The organism is Neoroseomonas alkaliterrae (assembly GCF_014199195.1).
Classification (GTDB): domain Bacteria; phylum Pseudomonadota; class Alphaproteobacteria; order Acetobacterales; family Acetobacteraceae; genus Neoroseomonas; species Neoroseomonas alkaliterrae.
The window spans coordinates 1-22413 of the sequence record NZ_JACIJE010000016.1 but is presented as its reverse complement, the minus strand read 5'-3'; the positions used below and the strand labels follow the sequence as shown (position 1 = coordinate 22413).

Sequence of the window (22413 nt, the reverse complement as noted above, 5' to 3'; positions counted from 1 at the left end):
GAGCGCAGCCAACTCGATAAAGCGCCGGGAATTTGATTGATCCCCGGCGCTCCCGATCATGTTCAGTGGCGTGGCTGAGATGCTTCACTCCGTCAGGGCGTAGATGGTGAAGGAGCCCTTCGCGCCGGTCTTGTTCGGGCCGACCTGGCGGATACGCTCGCGCACTTCGATGCTGTGACCCTTCTTTTTCAGCCCGGCGAAGAAGCCGCGGACCGTGTGCTGCGCCCAGCCCGTCGCCTCGGCGATCTGCGCGACGGTCGCGCCCTCGGGGCGGCGCAGCATGGCGAGCACCTGCTCCTGCTTCGTGCCCTCGCGCGGCTTCCGCGGCGTACCCGGCTCGCGGGCGACGCGGGCCGGCTTGCCGGCGAGCAGGGTGCGCAGTGCCTCCATCGGCGCGTCGAGGGCGCCGATCATGTCGCCCTCGCGGTTGGCCTCGTCATCCCAGGCGGCTAGCACCGCCGCGGCAGCGTCGCGCAGACTGGTGCGCGGCGTGGCGCGGCGTACCGCCAGGGCCTGGTCGAGCATGGCGATTTCCTCCGTCAGGGGCGCAGTCTGGGCGGCTTCGGCGACCGTGGCGTCCTCACCCTGCGGCGCCGTCTCCTCCGCGCCCGTGGGCGCCGTGTCGGGCATGCTGGCCTCGATGCCGGAGCAGTCGGGCTCGCCGGCCACCGCGTCGCCCTCGTTCGGGTCGATGCCTATGGCGCGCAGCCCCTCGTCGGTTATGCGCGCCACGATCCAGGTGCCGTCCTCATCCTGGCGCCAGCCCAGCCTCACGAAGTCCCGCGGGGCGTTGATCTCGGTCAGAAGGTTGTTTTTGATCAGGCTGCGGAACACCGCGTTGCGGGCCGCAGCCGGCAGGGTCTTCGGCGCGCGGGCGAGGCCCATCTCGTGCTGCGCGGCGGCGCTGAGGATCACGCGCTGGGTGTCGGAAAGCTTGGTCATCGTGGTGGTCTCCGGTTGCGGGTGCCGACCATCGGCCCCTACTGCCGGGAGCCCCGCCGGCGCTGCCGGTCGGGGCGGTGCGGAAGTGGCCCGCGTCAGGCTGCGTATTCGCCGCGGCGGAAATGCTGGTCTGCGATGTCCTTCAGCTTCGCGGTGGCATCCGAAAGCCAAGCCGCTTCGCCCCACAGCACCGTCTCCGGGTCCGCGCCGAAATGGTCCGCGCTGGCCTGGGTGAGTTCAGCGAGGAGGGCGTCGAATTCGGCCTTCTTCGCGAGGAAGGCGGCCAGGCTGCGTTCCTGGTTGCGGGCGGCGCGGGCTTCGCGGTCGGTCATGGTGCTCTCCGTCGTGGTGCAGGGCGTGATGCTCTGCGTGTGACGGACCATTCGCGCTGTGGCGCGCACGAGCCAAGCAAGATGCAGCGGCGCGAGATTGCTATGATTCGCCGGTCTGGATCACATCATGATTGCTGGTGCCGCGTGCCGCGGCGACATCGGCGAAGATGCGATCATCGCCTTCCAGCACGGCCGCTTCGCCAGTCGTCTCCTGCCAGCGACGCACGATGACGTCAGCATAGGCAGGGTCGATCTCCAGCAGGACGGCGCGACGCCCCGTGCGCTCCGCCGCGATCATGGTGGTGCCCGACCCACCGAAGCAGTCCAGCACCGTGTCGCGCGGCTTGCTGCTATTGCGAATGGCGCGCTCGACCAGCGCCACCGGCTTCATGGTGGGGTGCAGGTCATTCCGCGCCGGCTTGTCGAAGTGCCAGACATTTCCCTGGTCGCGGGCGCCGCACCAGTAGTGCTGCGCGCCGGCCTTCCACCCGTAGAGCATCGCCTCGAACTGCTGATGGTAGTCGGCGCGGCCGAGCGCGAAGGTGTTCTTCGCCCAGATGATCGTGCTCGACCATTTGCCTCCGGCCTCCTGCCAGACGCGATGCAGCGTCGGCCATTCGGAGGAGGACATGCAGACGTAGCAGGCGCCCTTGGTGACCGAGAGCAGGTTGGCCAGCGCGGGACGAAGGAACTCGGGGAAGCCACCGCCGAGCGCATCATTGGCGATGGTCATCTTGGCGGCGGTGCCGCCCTCGTAGGCCACGTTGTAGGGCGGATCGACGAAACCCATGTCAGCGAGGTGGCCGGCGCCGAGGGCGCGCTGCACGTCGACCAGCTTCGTCGCGTCGCCGCAGAGAAGGCGGTGGTCGCCGCAGCGCCAGAGATCGCCGGTGCGCGTGACGGGCACCACGGGCGGTGGCGGGGCGTCGTCGGCATCATCGCCAAGGCCAGCGTCGGCCGCAGCCAGCAGCCGGTCGAGCTCCATGCCGGAGAAGCCCAGCACGTCGAGATCCACGACGGCCTCGTCACGGATGCGCGCAATCTCGGCGGCGAGCAGCGCCTCGTCCCAGCCGGAGTTCAGCGCGATCTGGTTGTCCGCCAGCCGCAGGGCACGCGCCTGCGCGGGAGAGAGATGGCCGAGCCGCAGCACCGGCACCGAGGCGAGCCCGAGCTGCTTCGCCGCCATGACGCGGCCATGGCCGGCGATCAGCACGCCCTCGGCGTCGACCAGAACCGGGTTCACGAAGCCGAACTCGGCGATGGAGGCGGCGATCTGCGCCACCTGCGCCGGCGAGTGCGTGCGCGCGTTCTCGGCATAGGGGACCAACGCGACCACCGGCAGCGCGGAGACGACGAGGTCAGGCTGCATCGGCGGTGACCTCCACCCGCGCCGCGGCCACGGCGTCGTAGTCGCGACCGTCATCGGCCAGCGTCACTGGCAGATCGGGATGCAGCATCCGCCACCGCGCCACGGCCAGGTCGACATAGGCAGGCGCGAGCTCGATCGCCCGCACGCGGCGGCCGGTGCGCTGGCCAGCGATAATGGTGGTGCCGGCGCCAGCGAAGGGCTCGAACACCACGTCGCCCTCGTCGGCATAGGCGCGCATCAGGAAGTCAGGCAGCGCGACGGGGAACACCGCGGGATGCTCCGTCTCGATGCCGCGGGCCTTGTGCCGCGTGATGCGCAGCACGTTGTCCGGGATCCTGGTCTCCTGTACGCCCTGGCCAGCATGCTGCCATTCGCCGACGGTGCCGTCCTTGGCGCGGAGGCCACCCTTCTCGGAGTTGACGTGCCCCGCCCAGCGGCAGGGGATGATCTTGTTGGGGCGCCTGGCCTCGCGATTGAAGTGGAAGAGCAACTCGAAGGCGGGCGACAGCCGCCCGTTCCAGTCTCCCGGCAGGCCGGGCCCCTGGTCCCAGGTGTAGAGACCGAAGCGGCGCCAGCCGCGGGCGCGCATCCAGTCGAGCCAGCCGGCCCAATAGGGCTGCCATTCATTGTCGCGATGGATCAGCCCGAGGTTCACCAGCACCTGGCCGTCCGGGCGCATGGCCGCGTCGAGATGCTGGAACACACCCTGCATCAGCGCATTCCAATCCGTCACACCGCCGGTGGTGTAGTCCCGCTGGTTCCCATAAGGCGGGCTGGTGAACAGCAGCGCGGCGCGGCCCTCGCCCATCACGCGAGCGACCGAGGCAGCATCGGTGCTGTCGCCGCAGAGAAGGCGATGCTCGCCCAGCAGCCAGAGATCGCCGGGACGGGTGACGGCCTGGCGCGGCGGCTCCGGATCGGCATCGGCGGGATCGTCCGCCGGCTCCTCCCCGGTGCCCGCCGCGCCAGTCGCGCCGCCCCCCTCGGCGGGATCCGCGGACAGAGCCTCGGGCGCGTCGCCGTCGGACACGGCATCTCCAGCCGCCGCGAGAATGTCTGCGATCTCATCCGTCGAGAAGCCGAGTGCGCCGAGATCAATTTCCTGCGCTGTCTGCACCGCAGCGAGCGCGTCACGCAGCAGCGCCTGGTCCCAGGTCGCGTTCTCCGCGATACGATTGTCGGCGAGGCGCAGCGCCTCCTTCTGCGCGGCGGACAGGTGGCGCAGCACGATCACCGGCACCTTGGCGATGCCGAGCGCCGTCGCGGCCTCGAGCCGGCCGTGACCGGCGATCAGCACGCCATCCTCGTCCACCAGCAGCGGGTTGGTGAACCCGAAGGCCAGCATGCTGGCCTTGATCTGCTCCAGCTGCGCGGCGCCGTGCACGCGGGCATTGCCCGCATGCGGGCGCAGCTCCGCCACCGGACGCAGCACAATCTTCGCCGCGATCCAGGGGAGCGTCATGATGCCATCCGGTTTGCAGGTGGTTTGCAGGGCCGCGGCCCGGCGCCGGTTTGCAGCTAGCGATTTGAAGCCGCGGGGTAATGCTGCAAACCGCAACCCATATTTCCAGCCTGGCGCTAGCGATGTTGCGCGCTTCCGCATCCCGCATACGCCGGGCCCAGGAAGGAACCATGCGGCTCAAGAGCCACTGTCTCGATTGAGCCGCAGCGTGGCTGGTGAGCCGCCGCGCGGGCGCAAATCGTCAGCGTGGCCAGAGTGTATGTCCGGTGGTTCCAGCGCCGCAACCCGCTTTCGGGCCGGGCTCGCGCGCAAGGTGGACATTGTCCATACGCCGCCCTATCTCCCAGGCAGGAGGCCACCATGCCCACACCCGCCAAGCGCACCACCAAGCCGTCGACGCCACGGACGCGCCGCCCGAGCGCCACCACGGTCGGCGCGATCAACATCCGCGTCCGCCCTGACGAGCGAGCCTTGATCGATCAGGCGGCTGTGATCGCCGGCAAGTCGCGGTCGGAGTTCATGCTGGAAGCTGCACGCCGCGCGGCGGCAGACGCCATCCTCGACCGCACGCTGTTCCGCGCCCAGCCGGCGGCCTACGCGAAATTCCAGGCACTGCTCGACGCGCCGCCGAACCCGGATGGGCGGCTCCGCAAGCTGCTGGAGACGGCGCCGCCGTGGGAATGAGTGCCGGCCGGCTCAGCGCCCCGGCACCACTCGACGACACGCATGAGCTGACGCTGTTCGACAGCGGCGAGCCCTCGCTTGACGAGTGGCTGCGCAAGCGCGCTCGCGCGAACCAGGCCGCCGGGGCGTCGCGCACCTTCGTCGTGTGCCGGGGTTCCTTCGTGGTCGGCTACTATTGCCTCGCGGCGGGAGCCGTCGCGGTGACCGCGGCGCCTGGTCGCGTTCGTCGTAACATGCCCGACCCAATCCCGATGGCCGTGCTGGGGCGTCTTGCCGTCGATCGCAGCGTACAGGGCCAGGGGATCGGGCGTGCCCTGCTGCGCGATGCGGTGCTGCGCACGCTGCAGGCGAGCGAGGCGCTCGCCATGCGGGGGCTTCTGGTCCAGGCGCTGAACCCGACAGCGCAGGGCTTCTACCTGTCCTGCGGCTTCGTGGTCTCGCCAATTGACCCCATGGTGTTGATGGCGACACTGACGGATTTGCGCGCGGCGCTTGGCTGATCCCTCACGCCGCGGTTCGTCGCGGCACCAAGCCGTAGTGCACCGCGAGTACGCCGAGCGCGGCCACCAGCATGCCCTGCGCCTGCACGTGGTGGACCGGCCGCCCGGACCAGCCGCGGTGGGTTGCCCATTCCCGCAGCGAGTGCTCGAGGCCGACCACATGCCAGAGGCAGCTGCCGCCCGGGCTGTCGGCACCACCGAGCAGGGCTAGCGCTTCGGCTAACCGGCTCCGTGCGGCGGCTTGGCGCTCGCTGAGGGTCAGCCCCGCCTGGCTGCTGGGCAGGTACAGGAGGGCGGAGGTGCGCATGCCGTCGAGCGCGGCCGTGCGGAACGCCGTCCGGAACATGCAGCCCGCCTCGTGCATCTCCCGCGTGATCGTCCCGTTCGCCAGCATCATGCCCAGGGTGTCGACAGCGCGGCGGTGCAGGATCGGCGTGCCGGTGTCGGGATCCTTGCCGCGCACGCCCTCGTCGAACCAGCCATGCTGAAGACGCCAGGGCGAGGGCTTCGACAGATCCTCGCACGGCACTGTCACCCGCTTAGCCTTCCGCTTACCGGCCATGGCTGTTCTCCCCATTGCGCCGCCCCCAGCGGCGGTTGGCTTCGTTGGTGATCGCCTGGCGCAGCCAGGGATCGGTGATCTCGTCGATCGGGATCACGACGACGCCCTGGCGGTGCCAGGCGGCCGCGCGCATGGCGGTCAACTCGGGCTCGCTGGTCGGGCTGCGCAGTCGGGCGATCGGGCTTCGCGCGAGCGAGGGTGCGCCGTGCATGCTCATGCGCGGCCTCCCTGTGCGTCGGTGAGCCAGAGCAGGATGGCGAGCGCGTCGGCCTCGTTGTCGTCGGCCGGCGCGAAGCCGCGGGCGCGCATGGCCGCGATCATCGCAGCCTTGTCGGCGTTGCCCTTGCCCGTCGCGAAGCGCTTGATGGTGGCGACGGGCACGCCCTCGTAGGCGATGCCGCGTTCCTCGCACCAGGCAGAGAGGTGGGCGAGGAAGCCGCCGTAGAGATGCGCGGCATCGGTGCCGGCGTGGGAGCGCACCTCCTCGAAGGCGATGCGCGTGAGGCCGCCGGTGAGCGCGGCCAGCTCGCCGAGCCAGCCGCGGAAGCGGAGATACCGCATGCCGCCGCCCTCGAAGCGGCTGGGACGGAAGGTGACGGTGCCGGAGGTGATGCCGCCGTCCTGGCCGCGCAGCGCCCATCCAGTCGTGGTCCCGAGGTCGAGCGCGAGGATGGCGGGTCGGCCGAGCGCGACTGGCAGCGGTGCCGCGAGGGGCGGGCCGCTTGCGCCGGCGGTGGGCATGGGGAGAGTCACGGAAGCCATGGGGTCTCCGAGAGGGGATCGTCGTGGTGAGGGCGGCGACGGCGCGGTTCTTGGCGGAGCTCGCCGTCGCTGCCCGGCTTCAGGGGGCGCGCTGCTGGTCTGGGCGGACCGGTGGCTCGATGCGCTGAGCGGGAGCGCCGGGACGTCCCACCCGTCCCGCCTCGTCCCACCCCTGCGACCGAAGTGGGACGGCGAAATACGTTCGAATTCATATATTTGCGCGGCCTTGTCCCACCCGTCCCACTCCAGGACGGCCCGCCTAAGCCCGTATAGGAAAATGTATGTCCCAACCCATCACACCCTTCGCGTATAGCTCTAAGGAGTAGGTGGGACAGGTGGGACAGTGGGACAGCCGCTCGGAAACCCGCTGAAAAGCTGGGCTTGCGCGTGTCCCACTTCGCCGGCGGAAATCGTCGAGGTGGGACAGTGGGACAGAACGGCGGCCAAGCGAGGTGCCGGAGGGACATCACGCGCCCTCCTCTGACGGGGAGGGCCGGCGGTAGCGCCATTCGCGAGCGACGCCGTCCTTGGCGGAGCCGGTCGTCTTGTAGCGCTCCCACTTCTTCGCCTTGAGGTAGGCGCCCACGCGCATCTGGTCGCCCTTCGTCCACTTCGCCGCTTCGATGCCGAGTGCCTGCTCCAGCACCTCGCCGATCGAGACGTCGGTCAGCGGCTTCGCCCGCGGCACGAAGCGCTCCTGCCAGTCCTCGAAGTGTCCGACGCCGACATTCACCGGCTTGCGCTCGGAGACGAGCCAGCGCTCGATCCGCGCGTCCCAGGCGTCGCCCTGGTAGCGCGCCTCCTGCGCCGCGCTGGCCTCGGCCACCAGCGCCCGGTCCTCGATCCACCATGGCGCGCCGGCGCGGTAGCGCGCGACGGCCTCGGCCCAGAGCTGGTCGCGGTCGCGCCGCAGGCCCTCGAGGTCGATGTCGCCGCAGCGCAGCGGCCAGAAGCGCCGGTTGCCGGTCTCGTCGCGCAGATAGGTGTCCGGGTTCACCGTGCCGGCGAAGACGCATTGCCTGGGGACGGTAACGACGTAGCGCTCGTAGGGCGGCCGGTAGCGGTCCGTGGTGCGGCTGAGGAAGGCCTTGATGCGCGACACGTCCGCCTGGCCGATGGCGTCGAGCTCCGCCATCTCGATGATCCAGATGCCGCGCATCTGCTGCGCTGCGTCTTTCGAGCCGAGCTCTGCGAGCTCGTCCGTGAACCAGGGCTCGGAGGCGAGCACCTTCAGGGCGGTCGACTTCCGGATGCCCTGTGGCCCCTCCAGGATCAGCATGTGGTCGGCCTTGCAGCCAGGCTGCATGATCCGCGCGACAGCGGAGACCATCCACAGCGCGGCCATGCTCCGGTGGAGCGGCGTGTCCTCGGCGCCGAGATAGGCGACGGCCCAGGTGTCGAGGCGCGACGTGCCGTCCCAGGCCAGCGCTTCGAGGTAGTCGCGCACCGGGTGGATGCGGATGTTGCGCGACACGGCGACGACGCTGCGGCCGACCACGACGGGCGGGACATTGATCTCGTGCCGCTGCAGCCATTCGGCGCAGCGCACGTCGTCGGCCTCACCCCAGGGGCGGAGGTGCACCGTGCCTGCCGGATCCCAGGGCAGCGCCCGGGCGACGATGATTTCCTGGCTGAACTCGTCGAACATCAGCGCGCCGGTGAAGGCGGCGTCGAGCGACAGCGCCGTGATGACGTTGGCCTCGTTGCGCTCCGGCGCGCCGCCGGCGTCGATCCGCAGCAGCGAGGCCCACGGCGGCCGGACGGGCGCGCGGCGGACGTCGCCGGTCGCGTTCACCCGTCGGCGTAGCTCGACCAGCTGCTTCTCCAGGATGGAGACAGCGATGCCGGTCGCGGTCTTCACCGCGGCGAGGACTTGGCGCTCCGGGAGGGGATCGAGGCGCGCCAGGGCCAGCCGGCCCAGCAGGTCTGCGAGGGGCTCGGAGTCAGGCGGGCGGGTGAGGCTGGAGGCGGCGGCGAGCAGCTCTTCCACCGTCGCGGGCGCCGCCGCGGTGGCGGGCGCTTTCGGCTCCCCGCCAGCCGCCTGCTCGTAGTCGGCGGCGGTCGCCCCGCGACGCAGGTCGTCGTTGAAGTCGTCGCCATGCAGCGGAGCGACGATGCGCGAGGGGATGTCCGCGACGTTCAGCCGATCTGCCAGCGTCGCCGCGGCCTGCATCCCGGCATGCCCGGCATCGGCGAAGATGGTGACGTGGCGGGTTCCCTCCGGCCACTGCCAGCGCCGCAGCCCGTCGGCCGAGAGCGCCGCCATGGTGGCGACACCGAACAGAGCCATGGCGGCGAGCGCGGTCTCGATCCCCTCCGCCACGCCGATCCGCCCGTCCTCGCGCGTGGGCGCGAGCCGCACCGCGCCGCCGGCGACCGGCCCGAGCATCTTCTTCCCCGGCGGCGCCTTCCCGGATCCATCGTCCAGCAGATAGGTGCGGTGGATGCCGCCCGTGGGCTCGCCTGCGGCGTCGCGGACGATGGCGACCATCCCGGGCCAGCCGCGCCGGCTCTCGAAGTCAGCCAGGTCAGGGTGAAACAGCAGATCGGGGCTGTCGGGCGGGGCGAGCCCGCGTCCGCTGAGGTAGGCCTCGGCGGGCGAGCCCGCGAGCGGGGCACAGCCGGCAAGGATGCGCGCGACCTCGTGGCTGTGGTCCGGCCGCGGCTCCGCAGCGCGTGCGGGCGGCGCCGGGCTGTCCATGCGCGCCAGCCTCGCCGCCTCGTCGAACAGCCGCGGCTCCGGCGCACCGGTCGCGTGGTAGACCATATCGATCGGTCCGGCGCTCTCGCCGGTGGCGTGGTCGAACCCCCACCCCGCAAAGCGCCCTTCCAGGTGGATCACGCAGGAGCCCTCGCCGCGGGGCGCACGACCCGAGAGATCCGCGCACCGCAGCGTCCGGCCGTCCGGGGCGCGCCGGGCGTTCGGGAACAGCGCCGGCAGCCATTCCTTCGCGGTGTCCGCGAGCCGCCGCCGCACCTCCGCCAGGTCGTGCCGGACCGGCGCCAAGCCCGCATCGTTCAGGTCGATCGGGGTCGCGGTCATGCCAGGATCACCAGCCCCTGCTCGGCGCGCGTGATGACGGTGTAGAGCCAGCGGCGCCGGTCGAGCTCGGTCCGCCCGAGCCCGTCATCCCAGACGACCACGTTCTCCCATTGCGAGCCCTGCGATTTGTGCCCGGTGATGGCCCAGCCGAAGGTCGCCTCGGTCAGCCCCTTCTTCAGCTTCCAGTCCCGGTCGTGGCGACCCTTGTCGAAGGCGACGTGGTCCTCGAAGTGGCCCTTGTAGATGCGGAGCCGACCGCGGCTGCCATCCGCCTGGGGGGCGCCGATGCGGTTACCGTCCTCATCCGTCACCACCGCCGAGAGGTAGTAGCTGCCCTCGTCGACGATGTCGGAGAGGGTGAGGAACATGCCGTTGATAAGGCCGAGATCGTTCTGGTTCTTGAGGCAGATGATCTTCTCGCCCGGGCCCGTGGGCAGCCATCCGCCGGCCCCGAAGCCGGCAGCGCGGCGCATGGCGTTGTTCAGCTGCAGCCGGGTCGCGTTCATGCCGCAGATCACCTGGCCGCCGCGCAGCGCCTGCTCCGGAGTCACGTCGAGCTTCCGCATCTTCCAGACGTGGTCGTCGTAGCGCCCGAAGCCGATCGGCTCGCCCTGCCGGGCCATGGTGGCGAGGCGGATGATGGCGCTCTCCGACGCCTGGCGGTGGATCTCCGTCAGCATGATGTCGGGCGCGTCCTTGGTGAACGCGCCTTCGCCCTGGATCGGTGGCAGCTGGCCGGGATCACCGAGCACGAGGATCGGCTTGCCGAAGCTCAGCAGATCGCGCGCCATCTCCTCGCCGACCATGGACACCTCGTCGAGCACGATCAGCTTCGCGTGCGCGGCGTCGCTCTTTGGGTTCAGCGCAAAGCGCGGGCGCTTCATATCGGCGACGCCCTGGCGCATCGCCTCGATCGTCGCCTCCGCCGTGGTGCGCTCGAAGCCGGTCAGCCCCCGGGCCCGTGCCACGGCCTCCTCGATTTTCTTCTCGGCGGCCTCGACCTCCTCCTCCGTCGCCTCGATGACGGAGTAGATGAGGCTGTGGATGGTGCGCGCCGGCGTGCCCTTGCGTCGCAGCACCAGCGCGGCCTTGCCGGTGAAGGTGGCGGTGACCACGCCGGGCGTGCAGGGCTCGCCGTCCCCGCCGCCCCGGTGGTGCTCGAGGCCGAGCTCCTCCAGCGCGAAGCGCAGCACGGTGGACTTGCCGGTGCCGGCATAGCCGAAGAGGCGGAAGACCTGCTTGCGGTCGGCTTCGCTCTGGAACCAGTGCCTGATCGCGGCGATCGCCCGGTGCTGCGTGTCGGAGGGCGTGATGGCGCTCATGCGAGCGTCTCCCAGCAGCGCGTGGCGTAGGGACACAGGCGGCAGAGATAGAAGTCGGCGGCCTTCGCGATGCGCGGCGGCAGCTCACCGGCATCGGCGGCGCGCAAGATGTCGACGGCATGGTCGGAGAGCCGCTGCGCTTCTGCGGCGTCGAAGGGCACCGCCTCGTGGTGCAGCGCCAGCGTGTCGCGGTTCAGTGCCGTCAGCAGCGCCACCTCGAGCTCGAGGTACGCCATGTAGAGCTGCACCTGCGCGAAGTAGATCGGCTTCGACAGGCGCAGCCCGCGCTTCACCAGGTCGGTCCAGGATTTCTGGCCGAGCGCCTTGTGCTCCCACAGCGCAGGCCAGGCGACGCCGACCTCGGGGCCGGCGACGATCACGCCATCCGCGTGGCCGCGCAGTCGCCCGCCTGCCGCCACGAAGCCGATCTGGCCTCCATCCGGGCCACGGTCGCGCAGGTCGAAGCCTGCAAGGCGGAGCCACCTGATGGACAGCGCCTCGAACTGGTGGCCGGCGTCGAAGACCCGAAGGATGTCGGCGTCGAAGTCGCGGTCCTTCGGCGCGTGCGTGATCTCGTAGACGAGCTTGCGGGCGCAGGGCTCGCCAACACGGCTGCCGCCGAGGTAGTCGCGCGGCACCTGCCGGCGATGGCGTACGAGCAGGGCAGCGTCGATCGCGGCGTTCACGCGCACCGTCACGGCGACGGCGCCTTCGCGGCTGTGGTCGAGGCGCCCATAGACCGCGCCGGAGCCGTGGTTCAGGTCGAGCAGCACCGTCACCTCAGAAGGGGATAGGGTCGTCGAGCGGATCGCGCTCGGCGGCCTGGCGCCGCATCGATGCCTGGAAGCCGTCGACGCAGGCCTCGATGATTAGGTCGATCTCCGTCGCGCTGCGGTCGTGGAAGGGTGCGAGCAGCCCGAGCTCCCGCAGCACCTCGGCGAGGGGGCGGCGCGCGTCCTTGATCGCGCGAGACTCCATCGGCGTCTTGTCGATCACGCCGTTGGACCTCCGCGCCAGCGCGCCGCCCGCCTCGCAGCAGGCCATGCTGCAGAAGCGGTGGTGCGGGAACTCGCCGAAGCGCAGCCCGTGCACATAGCCGAAGCCCTTCGCCTCGCGGCCGCACAGCCCGCAGACCAGGCGCCGGACCTGGTCCTCGGGCGTGCAGCGCGGCAGGGACGCTGGCGCTGCGGCGGGCGCTGCCCGCGGCCGGGACTGGCCCCAGCGGCGTCGTGCCATCCCGCCATCAACCGTTCAGCCAGGTCGGGCCGCCGGCGAGCGGGGCCTGGGCGGGCGGAGCGGGGGGCTGGGCGGGCGGCGTCGCGGCGGGGCGCTCCCAGACCCGGGCCGCAGGCGCGGCGGACGCCGGCGCCGCGGTGCCACCCCAGGCCGACGGGGTGTTGCCGGCCGCCGGCTGTCGCGCCGCGCGCTGGCTCGGCTGCGGCGCCAGCGCCTCGCCCGCCATGATGCGTGGGTATTCCGCCTCGCCCGGCAGCACCACCCGGTCAATCCGGTTGTTGTCGCCGTAGCGGGGATCGTTGGCCGGCTCGACGCGGAGTTTCGCGGCGAAGGTGATGCCGTTGAGGTCGGCGAGGCCGCGCAGGATCCGCTTGGCCTTCGCCGCCTCGCTCATGTCGTGCGGATCGAGACCGAGCGCGCTGTCGATCATCGCGCGGAACATCCCCTTCGAGATCTTCCAGCCGATGGAGACACCCTGCTCGTCGACCTTGCCGCCGGCGACCGTGAAGCTCTGCCAGAGCTTCCGCTTGCTGTGCGGGCCCGCAACCACGGTGAACTCGCAGTCGAGCATGCGCACGTCGCTGCCGGGGGTCTTCGCCGCCTTGAGCAACTCCCGGTCGAAGGGGCTGGCGCCGTCGATGCCGCCCTTGCGGATCTCCATGCGCAGCTTCACGAAGCTGCCGTCCGGGATGAGGTCGGTGCCGCGCGGCAGCTCGGCGTCGTTCATGTCGAAGGTCATGCGTCAGCTCCTGGGGGCGAGGTTGATCTTGCGGAGGAGGGCGGCGAGGTCGGGCGGCTCGGTCTCGTCCAGCCGGCCCGAGCGGTCCTTGGCCGGCAGGCCGAAGCTGTTCGCCGTGCGGCAGACGAGGCGGCGCTCGGTGCCGCGCTCCGGGTCGTGCACCGGCGCGCCCTGCGCATCGCGCGAGAACAGCGCCATGGAGACCACCTGGTCGACGATGCCGGGGAGCTCGCGGCCGGCCTTGCCGCCCTCCATCTGCGGCTGCCAGGAGACGCGCCCGAGGTCATCGGTCACACGTTCCAGGATGCCGACCATGATCAGGCTCTTGCCCGGGGCGTGCTGCAGGTGCTTCAGCAACCCGATCACTTCGCGCGCCATCAGGCCGTAGGCGCCGCGCGTGTCGGGCTTGCCGGTGCGGTCGGAGAAGGCCTCAGGCCGCGTCTTCGCCCACGCCATCGCTTGCCGGGTCAGGTCGGTGATGCTGTCGAGGAAGACGATGCTCTTGCCGGCGAGCAGCCGGACCAAGTCGGGATGCGCGGCGACCAGATGCTGGTGGTGGGCGGCCGAGAAGTAGCCGTTCGGATCGGCGGCCGGGTTCACGCCCCCGATCAGGCAGGCGAGGTCGATCGCGTCCTCGAAGCAGCGGATCGGGATGCTGTCGCCGGGCCAGTCCTGGACGGACTTCATGCCGGCCTCGAGATCCACGCAGAGCGTGGTCTCGTGCGGAAGCGTCTTCACCAGCGTGGTCTTGCCGACGCCGCTCGGGCCGAACAGCGCCATGGTGGTCTTGTTCGCCGCGGCGGAGAGACGCTCGTCGGCGGTGACGATGCGCAGCGGCATCAGGCGCCTCCCGCCTTGAGGGTCAGCCGGAAGGTCTGCCGGCCGGTGCGGACCGTGCGTGCCGGCTCGAAGGCCTGGCGGATGCGCTCAGGCCAGGCGACGTAGGCGCGCTCCGGCACCTTGAAGCTCACCTCGAGGTACTCGCCGGGATCCTCGCCGCCGGCGCGGATCTGCGCGGCGAGGTCGGCGAGGCGGCGCTGGTCCCAGTCGACGCGCTTCGGAAGTTCGGCGGTGACCTCGACCGCGCCGTCGTCGAAGCGCACGGTGCCGGTGTTCTTGCCGGCGGCGGCGCGGGCGCCGACAGCGCGCTGCTCGTAGCGGAGCGCGATGGCGGCCTCGATCCAGTCCTGCATGCGCTTGGCGGCCTCGACCGCCTCGCGCGCTTCGGCCTGGAGGAGGGCGAGGTGCTCGGCCGGCAGCGCGATGATGTCGCCCACTGGCAGGTGGCGCAGGCTGTCGAGGGTGGGGCGGTTCGGTGCGAGTGAGACCATCACGCCGCCTCCGTCAGGATACGCGGGAGGAGCAGGGGCGAGATCCGCCGCGGCCGGCGCCGCGCGATGGCGACGTACTCGTAGTCCTCGAAGCCGCGACGGCGCTGCACGAGATGTACATGCCCCGCCTCGGCCAGCTTCAGCGCGCGGCTCGACAGCCGGGCGACCCGGACGCGCTCGTCCTGCGGCAGCAGGTTGAGGCTCGGGCAGGTCTCACGCGCGAGCGCGCCGCGGTGGTAGGTGATGGCATCGCCGCTCGCGGCGTTGCCGAGCCAGGCGCAGAACGCCGCCTCGGTGAGCGGCGCCGGCGGTGGGGTGGGGGTCGGAGAGCAGGTGGCCATGACCAGCATTACTCGGGCACCTCGAATTCCGTATCAGGCCGCCGAGGGGATGCCGGCCGCGAGCAGCCGAAGCCGGATCTCGCGGATGCGCCGATAGATCCGCATGCGCGGCATCGTGCGCTGCTCGCCGAACTCGTGCGGCGTGTGGCGGCTCAACGCGGCGCAGAGGGGGTGATCCTCGGGGTCGATGGCGCCGACGGCGCGCTCGAGGTCGAGGTGGCGCTCCAGCGCGGCGAAGGCGTCGGATGGCTGGCCGCACCAACTCCCATAGCTGTCCGCTTCGGTGAGGACGTCGGCGAAGGTCAGCTCTTCGCTGCCCGCCAGCCCGTCGTCGAGCGAGACAGTGTGCGCGCGGCGCCGTCGCTGCCGATACTGCTCGCCGATGCGGAGGGCGGCGTGGCGCATGCAGACGCGGGCGAAGGCGCCGAGCGTGCCCCTCGCCGGATCATAGGCCGGCAGCCGCGACAGCAGGTCCACCAGCAGGTCTTGACGGAGGTCATCGCGGTCTTGGGGCAACAAGCCGAGGCTGCGCCCGAGCCTCCGGGCTTCCTCGGCAGCGACGGTCTGGATGGTGCGAAGATCGGCGGGCGTGACCGGGCGGGACATTCGGGCTGGGCTCCATCGAGGTCGATGGCCACAGCGTCGGGCGAGCAGCCGGAGGAATCCTCTCGCCCTCCTCCCCCGATCCTCCCGGAATCCTCTCCGCCGCGCGCTGGCTAGGCGAGCACCACCCGGATGGGGGGCGATGCCAGGCGGTAGCCACGCCGCGTCACGTTGACGATCAAGTCCCGGCCCTGCTGGCGCCGGAGCTCCGCCGCGCTGCACAGGGCCTCACGGATGCGGCTGATCGATTTCTCCAGCTGTTCGACGGCGATCGGCTCTGCCCGATCTTCTCCACCGGACAGCGCCCGGAGCAGGTCGTCCTGCCGCGCAAGCGCCTGGCCATCGGCCGCCTCGCGGGCCAGCACCGACAGCACGTCGAAGTCACGCGGCCGGAGCCGCAGCTGCGCCCCGACGAAGCTGGCCGTGACACCGAGGACGTTGATGGCCAGCAGCATCCCGCCGGCGTCGGTCGCCGGGGCGCCCGTCGCCGATGGCGCGAGCCGATCGCGCTGAAGGCTCAGATCGGTCGGATGTAGCGCGTAGAGCAGCCCGACGAGGTGGTAGCGCATGTCGAGAAACGGGCGCCGTGTATCGGCGTCGACGCCGGAAGGCACGAGGAGCGTGGTGCTCGGTGGCGCCGGGACCGCCCGCAGGATCGGGAGGAGCACGGACGGCTGGAAGGCAAGCGGATCCACGACCAGCACCACGGCTCGGCCTTCGGCCAGGTCTCCGAGCCGCCAGACGCCGGCCGCGAGCCGTTCGGGCGGGTCAAGCCAGCCTGTGCCGGCGGCCAGCATGGCGACAAGGCGATCGACTGCGATGGCGAAGCTGCGGAGATCGGCAGCGTCGAGCACGGTGCCCGCGTTCGCGTCGTCAGGGCAATCGGCAACGAGCCGACCGTCGATCTCCACGATCGGTCGCTCGCCAAACCCACAGGTGCAGCCCGCGCAGGGCGGCCAGCTCGAGGCCGGCGGGAGTTCCGTGAGGATCCCCTTCGCGAGCAGTCGCGCGAATGCAGGCCCCAGGAACGGTGCCGCGTCGCGCCCAGAGAGGATCGGCTCCGGCCCCGCGGCGCTACGCCGCAGCAGCAGCTTCGCCAGGCTGTCGTTCAAGGCAGAAGCCGTTTCGGCGGAGAAGCTCCATGATGCGGGCCTCGAAGCGGTGCCGCTTGAACACCGCGAGCGACGGCGGCTTGATCTTCACCGTCACACTCGTCGCGCGCTTCCTGCCGGCAAAGTGGATGCGCAGTACGACATGCCCGATACGGTACCGGCCGGGGCCGAACGCCACACGGTCGGTGTACTGCTGGACGCGCATGAGGGCAGAGCCACTGAAGGAGCGCGTGACGTGCGTCGCCAGGACGATGGGGTGGCCGTCGCGCGTCTCGCTGTCGAGCCTGTCCAACTGCACCTCGATGATCTCGACGCGCTGGATCCCGGGGTCGAAGGCGTGATCGACACCGAAGCCGAGGCCCGTCCGCTCGATGCGCTCCAGGGTGTAAAGGTCCTGGCAATCCTCGCCGGCGAAGAAGCCGGGCCGCTGCAGGATGTGGCGCGCGAAGAACTCCGCCAGATCCGCGCGCAACGCCTTGCGCAGCCCCGCGATGCCGAGCCGGCCGGTGCTCACCTGGTAGGAGAGGACCGCGTACTCGAGCCGCCGGAAACGGATCACCTCCTCGCCCCCGCGCCCCACCACCGGCAGGACCGAGACAGGTGCCCCATGGGTAACCACAGCGCGCAGCGTATCGCCATCCTCGTACCAGCCGACGCGGCAATGGGCACCGCGATGATCGCGCTTGAACATCTCGCCGGCCGCGGCCTCGAAGGCGTCCTTGGCCAGACCGGCCAGGACGGGCTCGACGCTCTCATCGCGGCCGACGTACTCCGCGAAGGACGACCGCGCCTGAAGCGCCGCGAGGTCCGACGCAGCGTCGAACACTTTCGGGTACCGGAGGTACGCGAGCAGCGCGAAGTGCTTCGGGTCGAGCGGGATCGCGTCATCCGTGCCGTCGTCGGCGGGTGCGGAAATGGTGACCTTCAGGCGCGCGGCGCGTTCCTGCAGCAGCACCATGCCAGCCTCGGTGCCGAGCTCCGCGACGTGGTGGAGATCCGCCACCAGCCCGCTCGGCAACGCGTCCTCGGGCCCCTCGAACAGCTTCGTCAGCGCGGCTCGCGCCTCCGGCTCCGGCAGGTCAAAGATGGTCGAATCGGACGGGTCGGCGCCAGGTGCCTCGCGCTCGAACAACTCGCGGAAGAGCTCCAGGCTCACGGTGCGCAGGAACTTGGGATTGACGAACTTCCTCAAGTCGGAGGCCATGGGCGGGGTTCTCGCTCGGCGGGCGAAGGTTGGGGGGATGGGAGCGCGTTCCGCGTTTGTTCTAGACAAGCGCCCCGCCCGGAGTCGAATCCTATTTCGCGGCGGCGATACGGTTCGGCGAGGCGGTGAGTAAGGGCGGGGTATGGCAGCGCCCATCCCGCCAAACCCCCACCTCCCACCCCACCTCCGCGAGGTCTGCGACCTCCTCGCCCGCGGCCTGCTGCGGCTCCGCAGCCGCGCTGCCGAAGATCTCGCGCGCGACGCCGACCAGGCCCGCGGGTCGGGAGACATTCGCCTACACTCCACCGCCCGGCAGCGCCTGCATGCGAACCCGAAGAGAAAGGGAGTCGCATGACCCGAGGATCGACCATTAGGGCGAAGACGATCACGCCGCCGGCGCCCACCATCCCGAAGATCCCGCCGGCGCAGGTCCTGCCGCGCCTCGCCGCGCTGCAGACCGCCACGGCCGCCGAGCTGAAGGACCAGTGGCGAGCCCTGTTCGGCAAGGAGCCGCCGCCCTTCAACCGCCCCTACCTGGTGAGCCGGCTCAGCTACCGCGTGCAAGAGCTCGCATACGGCGGGCTGAAGCCTGAAACTCGGGCGCGGCTCGAGGCGCTCGGGGAACAGCTCGACGGCGGCAATGTGGTGCTGCGCCGGATCCGCGCCGACAGCCGGCCGCTGCCAGGCACGCGACTGGTGCGCGAGTACGACGGCGTGCAGCACGTGGTGACGGTGCGCGCCGATGACTTCGAGTACGAGGGCCGCCCGTATCGGTCGCTCTCGGCCATCGCGCGGCACATCACGGGTACGCGCTGGAACGGCTGGACCTTCTTTGGACTAAAGGGGAGGCCCGGGGCATGAGCCGCCGCAAGCTCACGGACGGGGCCATGCCCGCCTCGGTGAAGAAGCTCCGCTGCGCGGTCTACACGCGGAAGTCCACCGACGAGGGGCTCGACAAAGACTTCAACACGCTCGACGCGCAGCGCGAGGCGTGTGAAGCGTACATCGCCAGCCAGCGCGCCGAGGGGTGGATGCTGGTGCGCGATCGCTACGACGACGGCGGCTTCTCCGGCGGCACGCTGGAGCGGCCTGGACTGAAGCGGCTGCTCGGCGACATCGAGGTCGGCCTGATCGACGTGATCGTCGTCTACAAGATCGATCGCCTGTCCCGCTCGCTGATGGACTTCGCGAAGCTGGTCGAGACTTTCGAGGCGCACCAGGTGACTTTCGTCTCCGTAACGCAGAGCTTCAACACGACGACCAGTATGGGGCGGCTGACGCTGAACATCCTGCTGAGCTTCGCGCAGTTCGAGCGTGAGGTGATCGGCGAGCGCATCCGGGACAAGGTCGCGGCGTCCAAGGCGCGCGGCATGTGGATGGGCGGGAAGGTCCCGCTCGGTTACGACGTCGACAGCCGCAAGCTGGTGGTGAACAAGTTGGAGGCCGCACGGGTGCGGCGGGTATTCGAGCTCTTCGTCGAGACAGGCTCCGGCATCGAGACGGTGCGCCGCCTGCAGGCCGAGGGCGTGACCGCCAAGTCCAGCCGGCCGCTCGACAAGGGGGATGTCTACAAGATCCTGAACCTGCGGACCTACATCGGGGAGGTCACGCACAAGGGGAACGTCTATCGCGGTGAGCACGAGGCCATCGTGCCGCGAGATCTGTGGGATCGAGCGCACGCCATCCTTCAGGTCAGCCCACGGACCCGGGCGGCGCAGAATCGCCAGCATGCACCGGCGCTGCTGAAGGGGCTGATCTTCGGGGTGGACGGGCGGGCGCTGTCGCCGACCCACTGCGTGAAGAAGGGCCGGCTCTACCGCTACTACGTCGCGCAGTCCGTGCTGAAGGGCGGTCCAGACCACGACGACGGCCTCGTGCGGCGCGTGTCCGCCGCCGAGATCGAGGCGGCGGTGGTGGACCAGGTCCGGGCGCTGCTGCGGCAGCCGGAGGTCGTGGTCGGCACCTGGCTCGCGGCGCGGAAGGAGGCGCCGGACCTCACCGAGGGCGAGGCGCGGGACGCGCTGCACCGGCTCGATCCGCTTTGGGATGAGCTGTTCCCCGCCGAGCAGGCGCGCATCGTGCGGGCGCTCGTGGAGCGAGTCATCGTCGGGCCGACCGGCGCCGACATCCGGCTCCGGGTTGAGGGGCTGGCCGGTCTGGTCCGCGACCTCGGCGCGATCAGCCCCGGAGCGCTAAGGGCCGCCGCATGACCATGGCGACCAGCATCACGGTCCGGGTGCCGCTGGCCATCCGACGGCGGCCGGGGCGGAAGACGGTGGTGACGCCGGTCCCGGACGGTGGCGAGGCGGCGGTGCCGACGCGCGCCGACACGGCGCTGGTGAAGGCGTTGGCGCGAGCCCACCGGTGGCAGCACCTGCTGGAGGAGGGACGCTACGCCTCGATCAGCGAGATGGCCACCGCGGAACGGATCGACCGGGGCTATCTCGGCCGCATCCTGCAGCTGACGCTGCTGGCGCCCGACATCGTCGAGGCGATCCTGGACGGGCGGCAGCCGGACGGATTGACGCTCCCTGTCTTCCTGGCGCCGCTGCCCTCCACGTGGGCCGAGCAGCGCCTCGTTGTGCGATCCGACCGCGGTGCCGCCTCCCGGCTCACGCGGGTCCGGCCTTCCCCGTCTGGCACAGCAGCTTGCGCGCCTTCCCCTCGCTAAGCCGCCGTTGCGGTGAGCATCCGGCGAGGCGACAAGGCTGCGCAGCCGCGCCCGCCGTATCATGCGCCCGGGGGCGGCGCGACGTTGCTCCAGGCTCGCTGGATGCCACGGCAGGCGGCGCGCAGGTTGGCCTCGCGGGTGAGATACTGGCTCGACGCCCGGTGCCGCTCCCGGCGCTGGACGTCCACCGAGAAGCAAACCGTGGGAGAGGGCATACCCAGCCCGTCGAGCTGCTCTGCACAGGCCATGTACACCAGGGTCGTCGCGTACATCCCCACGTCCCTACGCCTCGCGCTCGCCGCCTCGCTCTCGCCGTCCGCCCCCTTGGAGAGCCGGAGGAGGATGCCGCCCACCAGGTCTCCGCGCCGCCGATCGCTCGCCCTGACGACGAGGTCCAGCGACACGGTCACCGCCACGCCCTCGATGTCCAACGGGCTGAGATCTTGCGGCGGGGTCTCGAAGCGCATCCCCCCGAAGCCGAAGCTGTTCAGCCCGGCCTGGAAGGCGTCGATGGCGCCGATCGAGGCCCGTGCGTCCTCACGCGCGAAAGGGCGCCCCGTAGTATCCTCGGCCAGCATCTCAAGGCGGGCTCTGGCATCGAGAAGGATCTGCGTGCTCCGGTGGCGATCCGTCAAGAAGCGAGCGATGGCGCGCCTCGCATCGCGGTACCGCACGACCGGGGCCGCAGGTTGCCAACGCGCCCGCTGGATGATTCCCTCCCTCCCAACGTCGCTGGCAACCATGTAGGCGGCCAGCTCGTTCGCGGAGATTGTGGGCGTGCTGCGCTCCCTGAACGGGGATCTGGCCATGGACGACCTCTTCTGGTCTGCGCCGCTCGGCGCGATTCGGACGCTCTGCGTATCGACCCTATCTCATGCCGCGCTTGCGGAGTGCGAGGTGAAGGCGTTCGGCAGCGATTTCGGTTATTTCGTATACGAAGTGGATGAGCGGCCGCGCTCCGCCGGCATCTCGGTGCTCGCCAAGGCCACATCCGAGGATGCGGCAGTGCGGCTCGCCGAGATACTCGCCCTGCGTCTTGCGGCGGATGCGGCAGCGCCCCCGCTTACCGCGGTCTAGCTCCGGGCGCTCGTCCATTCCTCCCGCGCCTCGCAGTGCCTCTGCCACCAGTCTCTGAGCTCCTGGAGCCGGTCGGCCGGCGCGAACGGTAGGTCCAGATACCGGAGGTGATCGTGCTGCGGCACTGGGACCACACCGCGGCTGCTACCCCACAGAAGGTCGAGCTCGATGCGCTGAGCAGCTTGCACCAGCGAGCGTTGGGCAGCCTCCAGCCCGTTGAGGGTGACGCCAAAGCGCTCGATACCGGCACGCCGCCGCGAGAGCTTGTCGGCGGCGTGCGCCACGAACTTGTGTCGCAACTCGACCAAGGAGGTGACCGTCTGGTCCTCCAGCAACGCGCGGATTCCATCGAACACCGCGGGCTGGATGGTGTCCGTGCGCGACCGGTCCGCCGGCGCCTTCTCGGACAGCGCGTCGTAGGCTCTGTGGCCCCTCTCGGCGGTGTCGAACGCCTCCGGGCCCTCGGTGGGCAGAAACATGGTCACCACACCCGTGGTCGGCCGCGGCGCCTTCGCCCAGAACGCCCGCTCCGCCGCCGCGGCATTGTACAGCAGTCCGTCGTGGCAGACGAACATCTCGCGCGTGACGAGGTGCCGGTGGGCCTCAATGTCATCGAGAAGGCGGCGTAGGCTGATGACGTCCTTGCGCTTGTCCACGAGCCTGCTGACCGCGAGGATCTGCGTCGCCACGAAACCCTGGTCGAGCATGGATGCAAGCGTCGGCGCGACCGCAGAGGTCGGCTGTTCCTTCGTGGCAAAGCGCCGGGCCTCGTTCAGCATCCTGAATACGGCATCGTCCCACATGAACCCGTAAAGTTGCCTGTTGATGCTGTTGTGCGGGTCTCCCTGAAGCCAGCCGAGCCATTCGGTCCGCTTGCGGCGGTAATCCAGGAGACCGAGGCAGTCGTGCACGTCGCACTGCTCGGTCGGGTATGCAAAGCGGGACGATGCGGTACTCAAAGGCATCCAATGAATAAGGGAGGAGCCCAGCTACCCAAGCCGAGCTGGAAGCCGGAGGGTGGTCGCCGGTAGCGTCCGCGGAGGTGGTGGAAATTCCGGCTTCGGCCGGGGTGTAGGGCTGGGGTGGCCATCGGACCTGGCGGCTAGGGTGGAGTTGCGAGC

26 protein-coding genes are annotated in these 22413 nt (G+C 70.5%); 6 read left to right on the top strand and 20 right to left on the bottom strand.

The annotated features are described in order from the left end of the window. Window positions 1–84 precede the first annotated feature (84 nt). From FHS88_RS20960 to FHS88_RS19190, 4 genes are all read right to left on the bottom strand, one after another. Window positions 85–942 carry a DUF3489 domain-containing protein gene (locus FHS88_RS20960; RefSeq protein WP_246420366.1) on the bottom strand — a complete coding sequence of 286 codons (858 nt, stop codon included), beginning with the start codon at window positions 940–942 and terminating at the stop codon, window positions 85–87. Window positions 943–1037: 95 nt separating this feature from the next. Then, entirely contained in the window at window positions 1038–1274 is a 237-nt protein-coding gene (locus tag FHS88_RS19200) for a hypothetical protein (protein ID WP_184487115.1), read from the bottom strand. 100 nt (window positions 1275–1374) lie between these two features. After that, entirely contained in the window at window positions 1375–2643 is a 1269-nt protein-coding gene (locus tag FHS88_RS19195) for a site-specific DNA-methyltransferase (RefSeq protein WP_184487114.1), read from the bottom strand. Continuing rightward, complete coding sequence (locus FHS88_RS19190; protein ID WP_184487113.1) at window positions 2633–4105, bottom strand: site-specific DNA-methyltransferase; 1473 nt, start codon at window positions 4103–4105, stop codon at window positions 2633–2635. The genes FHS88_RS19195 and FHS88_RS19190 overlap by 11 nt, the downstream gene beginning before the upstream one ends. 360 nt (window positions 4106–4465) lie before the next feature. Between FHS88_RS19190 and FHS88_RS19185 the strand changes: the two genes are divergently transcribed. Both FHS88_RS19185 and FHS88_RS19180 read left to right on the top strand, forming a co-directional pair. Next, a complete protein-coding gene (locus FHS88_RS19185) occupies window positions 4466–4789 on the top strand; it encodes a type II toxin-antitoxin system TacA family antitoxin (protein ID WP_184487112.1) in 324 nt (107 codons plus the stop codon). Beyond that, a complete protein-coding gene (locus tag FHS88_RS19180; protein ID WP_184487111.1) occupies window positions 4786–5289 on the top strand; it encodes a GNAT family N-acetyltransferase in 504 nt (167 codons plus the stop codon). Before FHS88_RS19185 ends, FHS88_RS19180 begins: the two co-directional genes overlap by 4 nt. Before the next feature lie 4 nt (window positions 5290–5293). Here FHS88_RS19180 and FHS88_RS19175 read toward each other — a convergent pair whose 3' ends face one another. The 14 genes from FHS88_RS19175 to FHS88_RS19110 all read right to left on the bottom strand — a co-directional run bounded on the left by FHS88_RS19175 (window position 5294) and on the right by FHS88_RS19110 (window position 17544). Then, a complete protein-coding gene (locus FHS88_RS19175; RefSeq protein ID WP_184487110.1) occupies window positions 5294–5851 on the bottom strand; it encodes a DUF6456 domain-containing protein in 558 nt (185 codons plus the stop codon). Beyond that, entirely contained in the window at window positions 5841–6068 is a 228-nt protein-coding gene (locus FHS88_RS19170) for a hypothetical protein (protein WP_184487109.1), read from the bottom strand. The genes FHS88_RS19175 and FHS88_RS19170 overlap by 11 nt, the downstream gene beginning before the upstream one ends. Then, window positions 6065–6613 (bottom strand): hypothetical protein, encoded by a 549-nt coding sequence (locus FHS88_RS19165; RefSeq protein WP_184487108.1) that lies wholly within the window; start codon window positions 6611–6613, stop codon window positions 6065–6067. Before FHS88_RS19165 ends, FHS88_RS19170 begins: the two co-directional genes overlap by 4 nt. Window positions 6614–7079: 466 nt before the next feature. Continuing rightward, window positions 7080–9656: a VapE domain-containing protein gene (locus FHS88_RS19160; protein WP_184487107.1), complete on the bottom strand. Its 2577-nt coding sequence runs from the start codon at window positions 9654–9656 to the stop codon at window positions 7080–7082. Further along, the gene (locus FHS88_RS19155; protein WP_184487106.1) at window positions 9653–10978 is read right to left on the bottom strand and encodes an ATP-dependent DNA helicase; all 1326 of its coding nucleotides are present in this window, start codon (window positions 10976–10978) and stop codon (window positions 9653–9655) included. The genes FHS88_RS19160 and FHS88_RS19155 overlap by 4 nt, the downstream gene beginning before the upstream one ends. Next, on the bottom strand, window positions 10975–11757 hold the full coding sequence (locus FHS88_RS19150; protein ID WP_211842465.1) for a hypothetical protein: 783 nt from the start codon (window positions 11755–11757) through the stop codon (window positions 10975–10977). The genes FHS88_RS19155 and FHS88_RS19150 overlap by 4 nt, the downstream gene beginning before the upstream one ends. Window position 11758: 1 nt before the next feature. Further along, window positions 11759–12214, bottom strand: a complete 456-nt coding sequence (locus FHS88_RS20955; protein WP_246420363.1) for a DUF6511 domain-containing protein — start codon at window positions 12212–12214, stop codon at window positions 11759–11761. A gap of 7 nt (window positions 12215–12221) precedes the next feature. Continuing rightward, the gene (locus FHS88_RS19140) at window positions 12222–12953 is read right to left on the bottom strand and encodes a hypothetical protein (protein ID WP_184487105.1); all 732 of its coding nucleotides are present in this window, start codon (window positions 12951–12953) and stop codon (window positions 12222–12224) included. Between the two features lie 3 nt (window positions 12954–12956). Continuing rightward, window positions 12957–13793 carry an ATP-binding protein gene (locus FHS88_RS19135; RefSeq protein ID WP_184487104.1) on the bottom strand — a complete coding sequence of 279 codons (837 nt, stop codon included), beginning with the start codon at window positions 13791–13793 and terminating at the stop codon, window positions 12957–12959. After that, window positions 13793–14284 carry a hypothetical protein gene (locus FHS88_RS19130; RefSeq protein ID WP_184487103.1) on the bottom strand — a complete coding sequence of 164 codons (492 nt, stop codon included), beginning with the start codon at window positions 14282–14284 and terminating at the stop codon, window positions 13793–13795. The genes FHS88_RS19135 and FHS88_RS19130 overlap by 1 nt, the downstream gene beginning before the upstream one ends. Further along, entirely contained in the window at window positions 14284–14625 is a 342-nt protein-coding gene (locus FHS88_RS19125; RefSeq protein ID WP_184487102.1) for a hypothetical protein, read from the bottom strand. Before FHS88_RS19125 ends, FHS88_RS19130 begins: the two co-directional genes overlap by 1 nt. Window positions 14626–14658: 33 nt before the next feature. After that, a complete protein-coding gene (locus FHS88_RS19120; protein ID WP_184487101.1) occupies window positions 14659–15231 on the bottom strand; it encodes a sigma factor in 573 nt (190 codons plus the stop codon). A 110-nt stretch (window positions 15232–15341) separates the two neighbouring features. After that, window positions 15342–16340 (bottom strand): winged helix-turn-helix domain-containing protein, encoded by a 999-nt coding sequence (locus FHS88_RS19115; RefSeq protein ID WP_184487100.1) that lies wholly within the window; start codon window positions 16338–16340, stop codon window positions 15342–15344. Further along, a complete protein-coding gene (locus tag FHS88_RS19110; protein ID WP_184487099.1) occupies window positions 16303–17544 on the bottom strand; it encodes a hypothetical protein in 1242 nt (413 codons plus the stop codon). The genes FHS88_RS19115 and FHS88_RS19110 overlap by 38 nt, the downstream gene beginning before the upstream one ends. 351 nt (window positions 17545–17895) lie before the next feature. Here FHS88_RS19110 and FHS88_RS19105 point away from each other — a divergent pair, with 351 nt between their 5' ends. Genes FHS88_RS19105 through FHS88_RS19095 form a run of 3 tightly spaced genes read left to right on the top strand, consistent with a single transcriptional unit; the run spans window position 17896 to window position 20215 of the window. Then, window positions 17896–18405 (top strand): DUF2924 domain-containing protein, encoded by a 510-nt coding sequence (locus FHS88_RS19105; RefSeq protein ID WP_184487098.1) that lies wholly within the window; start codon window positions 17896–17898, stop codon window positions 18403–18405. After that, window positions 18402–19754: a recombinase family protein gene (locus FHS88_RS19100; protein ID WP_184487097.1), complete on the top strand. Its 1353-nt coding sequence runs from the start codon at window positions 18402–18404 to the stop codon at window positions 19752–19754. The genes FHS88_RS19105 and FHS88_RS19100 overlap by 4 nt, the downstream gene beginning before the upstream one ends. Window positions 19755–19756: 2 nt before the next feature. Further along, on the top strand, window positions 19757–20215 hold the full coding sequence (locus FHS88_RS19095; protein WP_246420359.1) for a hypothetical protein: 459 nt from the start codon (window positions 19757–19759) through the stop codon (window positions 20213–20215). Between the two features lie 59 nt (window positions 20216–20274). Here the strand turns inward: FHS88_RS19095 and FHS88_RS19090 are convergent, their stop codons facing one another. Continuing rightward, window positions 20275–21024: a hypothetical protein gene (locus FHS88_RS19090; RefSeq protein ID WP_184487096.1), complete on the bottom strand. Its 750-nt coding sequence runs from the start codon at window positions 21022–21024 to the stop codon at window positions 20275–20277. Between FHS88_RS19090 and FHS88_RS19085 the strand changes: the two genes are divergently transcribed. Next, the gene (locus tag FHS88_RS19085) at window positions 21023–21292 is read left to right on the top strand and encodes a hypothetical protein (protein ID WP_184487095.1); all 270 of its coding nucleotides are present in this window, start codon (window positions 21023–21025) and stop codon (window positions 21290–21292) included. The genes FHS88_RS19090 and FHS88_RS19085 overlap by 2 nt on opposite strands. On the opposite strand, the gene FHS88_RS19080 is transcribed toward FHS88_RS19085, so the two are convergent. After that, entirely contained in the window at window positions 21289–22203 is a 915-nt protein-coding gene (locus FHS88_RS19080; protein WP_184487094.1) for a hypothetical protein, read from the bottom strand. The two genes, FHS88_RS19085 and FHS88_RS19080, sit on opposite strands and share 4 nt — an antisense overlap. Window positions 22204–22413: the final 210 nt, after the last annotated feature.

Coding starts and splice junctions, on each gene's coding strand:
- FHS88_RS20955 (WP_246420363.1), bottom strand. CDS start 12,214: ATGGCACGACGCCGCTGGGGCCAGTCCCGGCCGCGGGCAGCGCCCGCC.
- FHS88_RS19160 (WP_184487107.1), bottom strand. CDS start 9,656: ATGACCGCGACCCCGATCGACCTGAACGATGCGGGCTTGGCGCCGGTC.
- FHS88_RS19105 (WP_184487098.1), top strand. CDS start 17,896: ATGACCCGAGGATCGACCATTAGGGCGAAGACGATCACGCCGCCGGCG.
- FHS88_RS19125 (WP_184487102.1), bottom strand. CDS start 14,625: ATGGCCACCTGCTCTCCGACCCCCACCCCACCGCCGGCGCCGCTCACC.
- FHS88_RS19130 (WP_184487103.1), bottom strand. CDS start 14,284: ATGGTCTCACTCGCACCGAACCGCCCCACCCTCGACAGCCTGCGCCAC.
- FHS88_RS19165 (WP_184487108.1), bottom strand. CDS start 6,613: ATGGCTTCCGTGACTCTCCCCATGCCCACCGCCGGCGCAAGCGGCCCG.
- FHS88_RS19090 (WP_184487096.1), bottom strand. CDS start 21,024: ATGGCCAGATCCCCGTTCAGGGAGCGCAGCACGCCCACAATCTCCGCG.
- FHS88_RS19100 (WP_184487097.1), top strand. CDS start 18,402: ATGAGCCGCCGCAAGCTCACGGACGGGGCCATGCCCGCCTCGGTGAAG.
- FHS88_RS19175 (WP_184487110.1), bottom strand. CDS start 5,851: ATGGCCGGTAAGCGGAAGGCTAAGCGGGTGACAGTGCCGTGCGAGGAT.
- FHS88_RS19140 (WP_184487105.1), bottom strand. CDS start 12,953: ATGACCTTCGACATGAACGACGCCGAGCTGCCGCGCGGCACCGACCTC.
- FHS88_RS19135 (WP_184487104.1), bottom strand. CDS start 13,793: ATGCCGCTGCGCATCGTCACCGCCGACGAGCGTCTCTCCGCCGCGGCG.
- FHS88_RS19170 (WP_184487109.1), bottom strand. CDS start 6,068: ATGAGCATGCACGGCGCACCCTCGCTCGCGCGAAGCCCGATCGCCCGA.
- FHS88_RS19180 (WP_184487111.1), top strand. CDS start 4,786: ATGAGTGCCGGCCGGCTCAGCGCCCCGGCACCACTCGACGACACGCAT.
- FHS88_RS19190 (WP_184487113.1), bottom strand. CDS start 4,105: ATGACGCTCCCCTGGATCGCGGCGAAGATTGTGCTGCGTCCGGTGGCG.
- FHS88_RS19085 (WP_184487095.1), top strand. CDS start 21,023: ATGGACGACCTCTTCTGGTCTGCGCCGCTCGGCGCGATTCGGACGCTC.
- FHS88_RS19155 (WP_184487106.1), bottom strand. CDS start 10,978: ATGAGCGCCATCACGCCCTCCGACACGCAGCACCGGGCGATCGCCGCG.
- FHS88_RS19200 (WP_184487115.1), bottom strand. CDS start 1,274: ATGACCGACCGCGAAGCCCGCGCCGCCCGCAACCAGGAACGCAGCCTG.
- FHS88_RS19185 (WP_184487112.1), top strand. CDS start 4,466: ATGCCCACACCCGCCAAGCGCACCACCAAGCCGTCGACGCCACGGACG.
- FHS88_RS20960 (WP_246420366.1), bottom strand. CDS start 942: ATGACCAAGCTTTCCGACACCCAGCGCGTGATCCTCAGCGCCGCCGCG.
- FHS88_RS19095 (WP_246420359.1), top strand. CDS start 19,757: ATGGCGACCAGCATCACGGTCCGGGTGCCGCTGGCCATCCGACGGCGG.
- FHS88_RS19195 (WP_184487114.1), bottom strand. CDS start 2,643: ATGCAGCCTGACCTCGTCGTCTCCGCGCTGCCGGTGGTCGCGTTGGTC.
- FHS88_RS19110 (WP_184487099.1), bottom strand. CDS start 17,544: ATGGCCTCCGACTTGAGGAAGTTCGTCAATCCCAAGTTCCTGCGCACC.
- FHS88_RS19120 (WP_184487101.1), bottom strand. CDS start 15,231: ATGTCCCGCCCGGTCACGCCCGCCGATCTTCGCACCATCCAGACCGTC.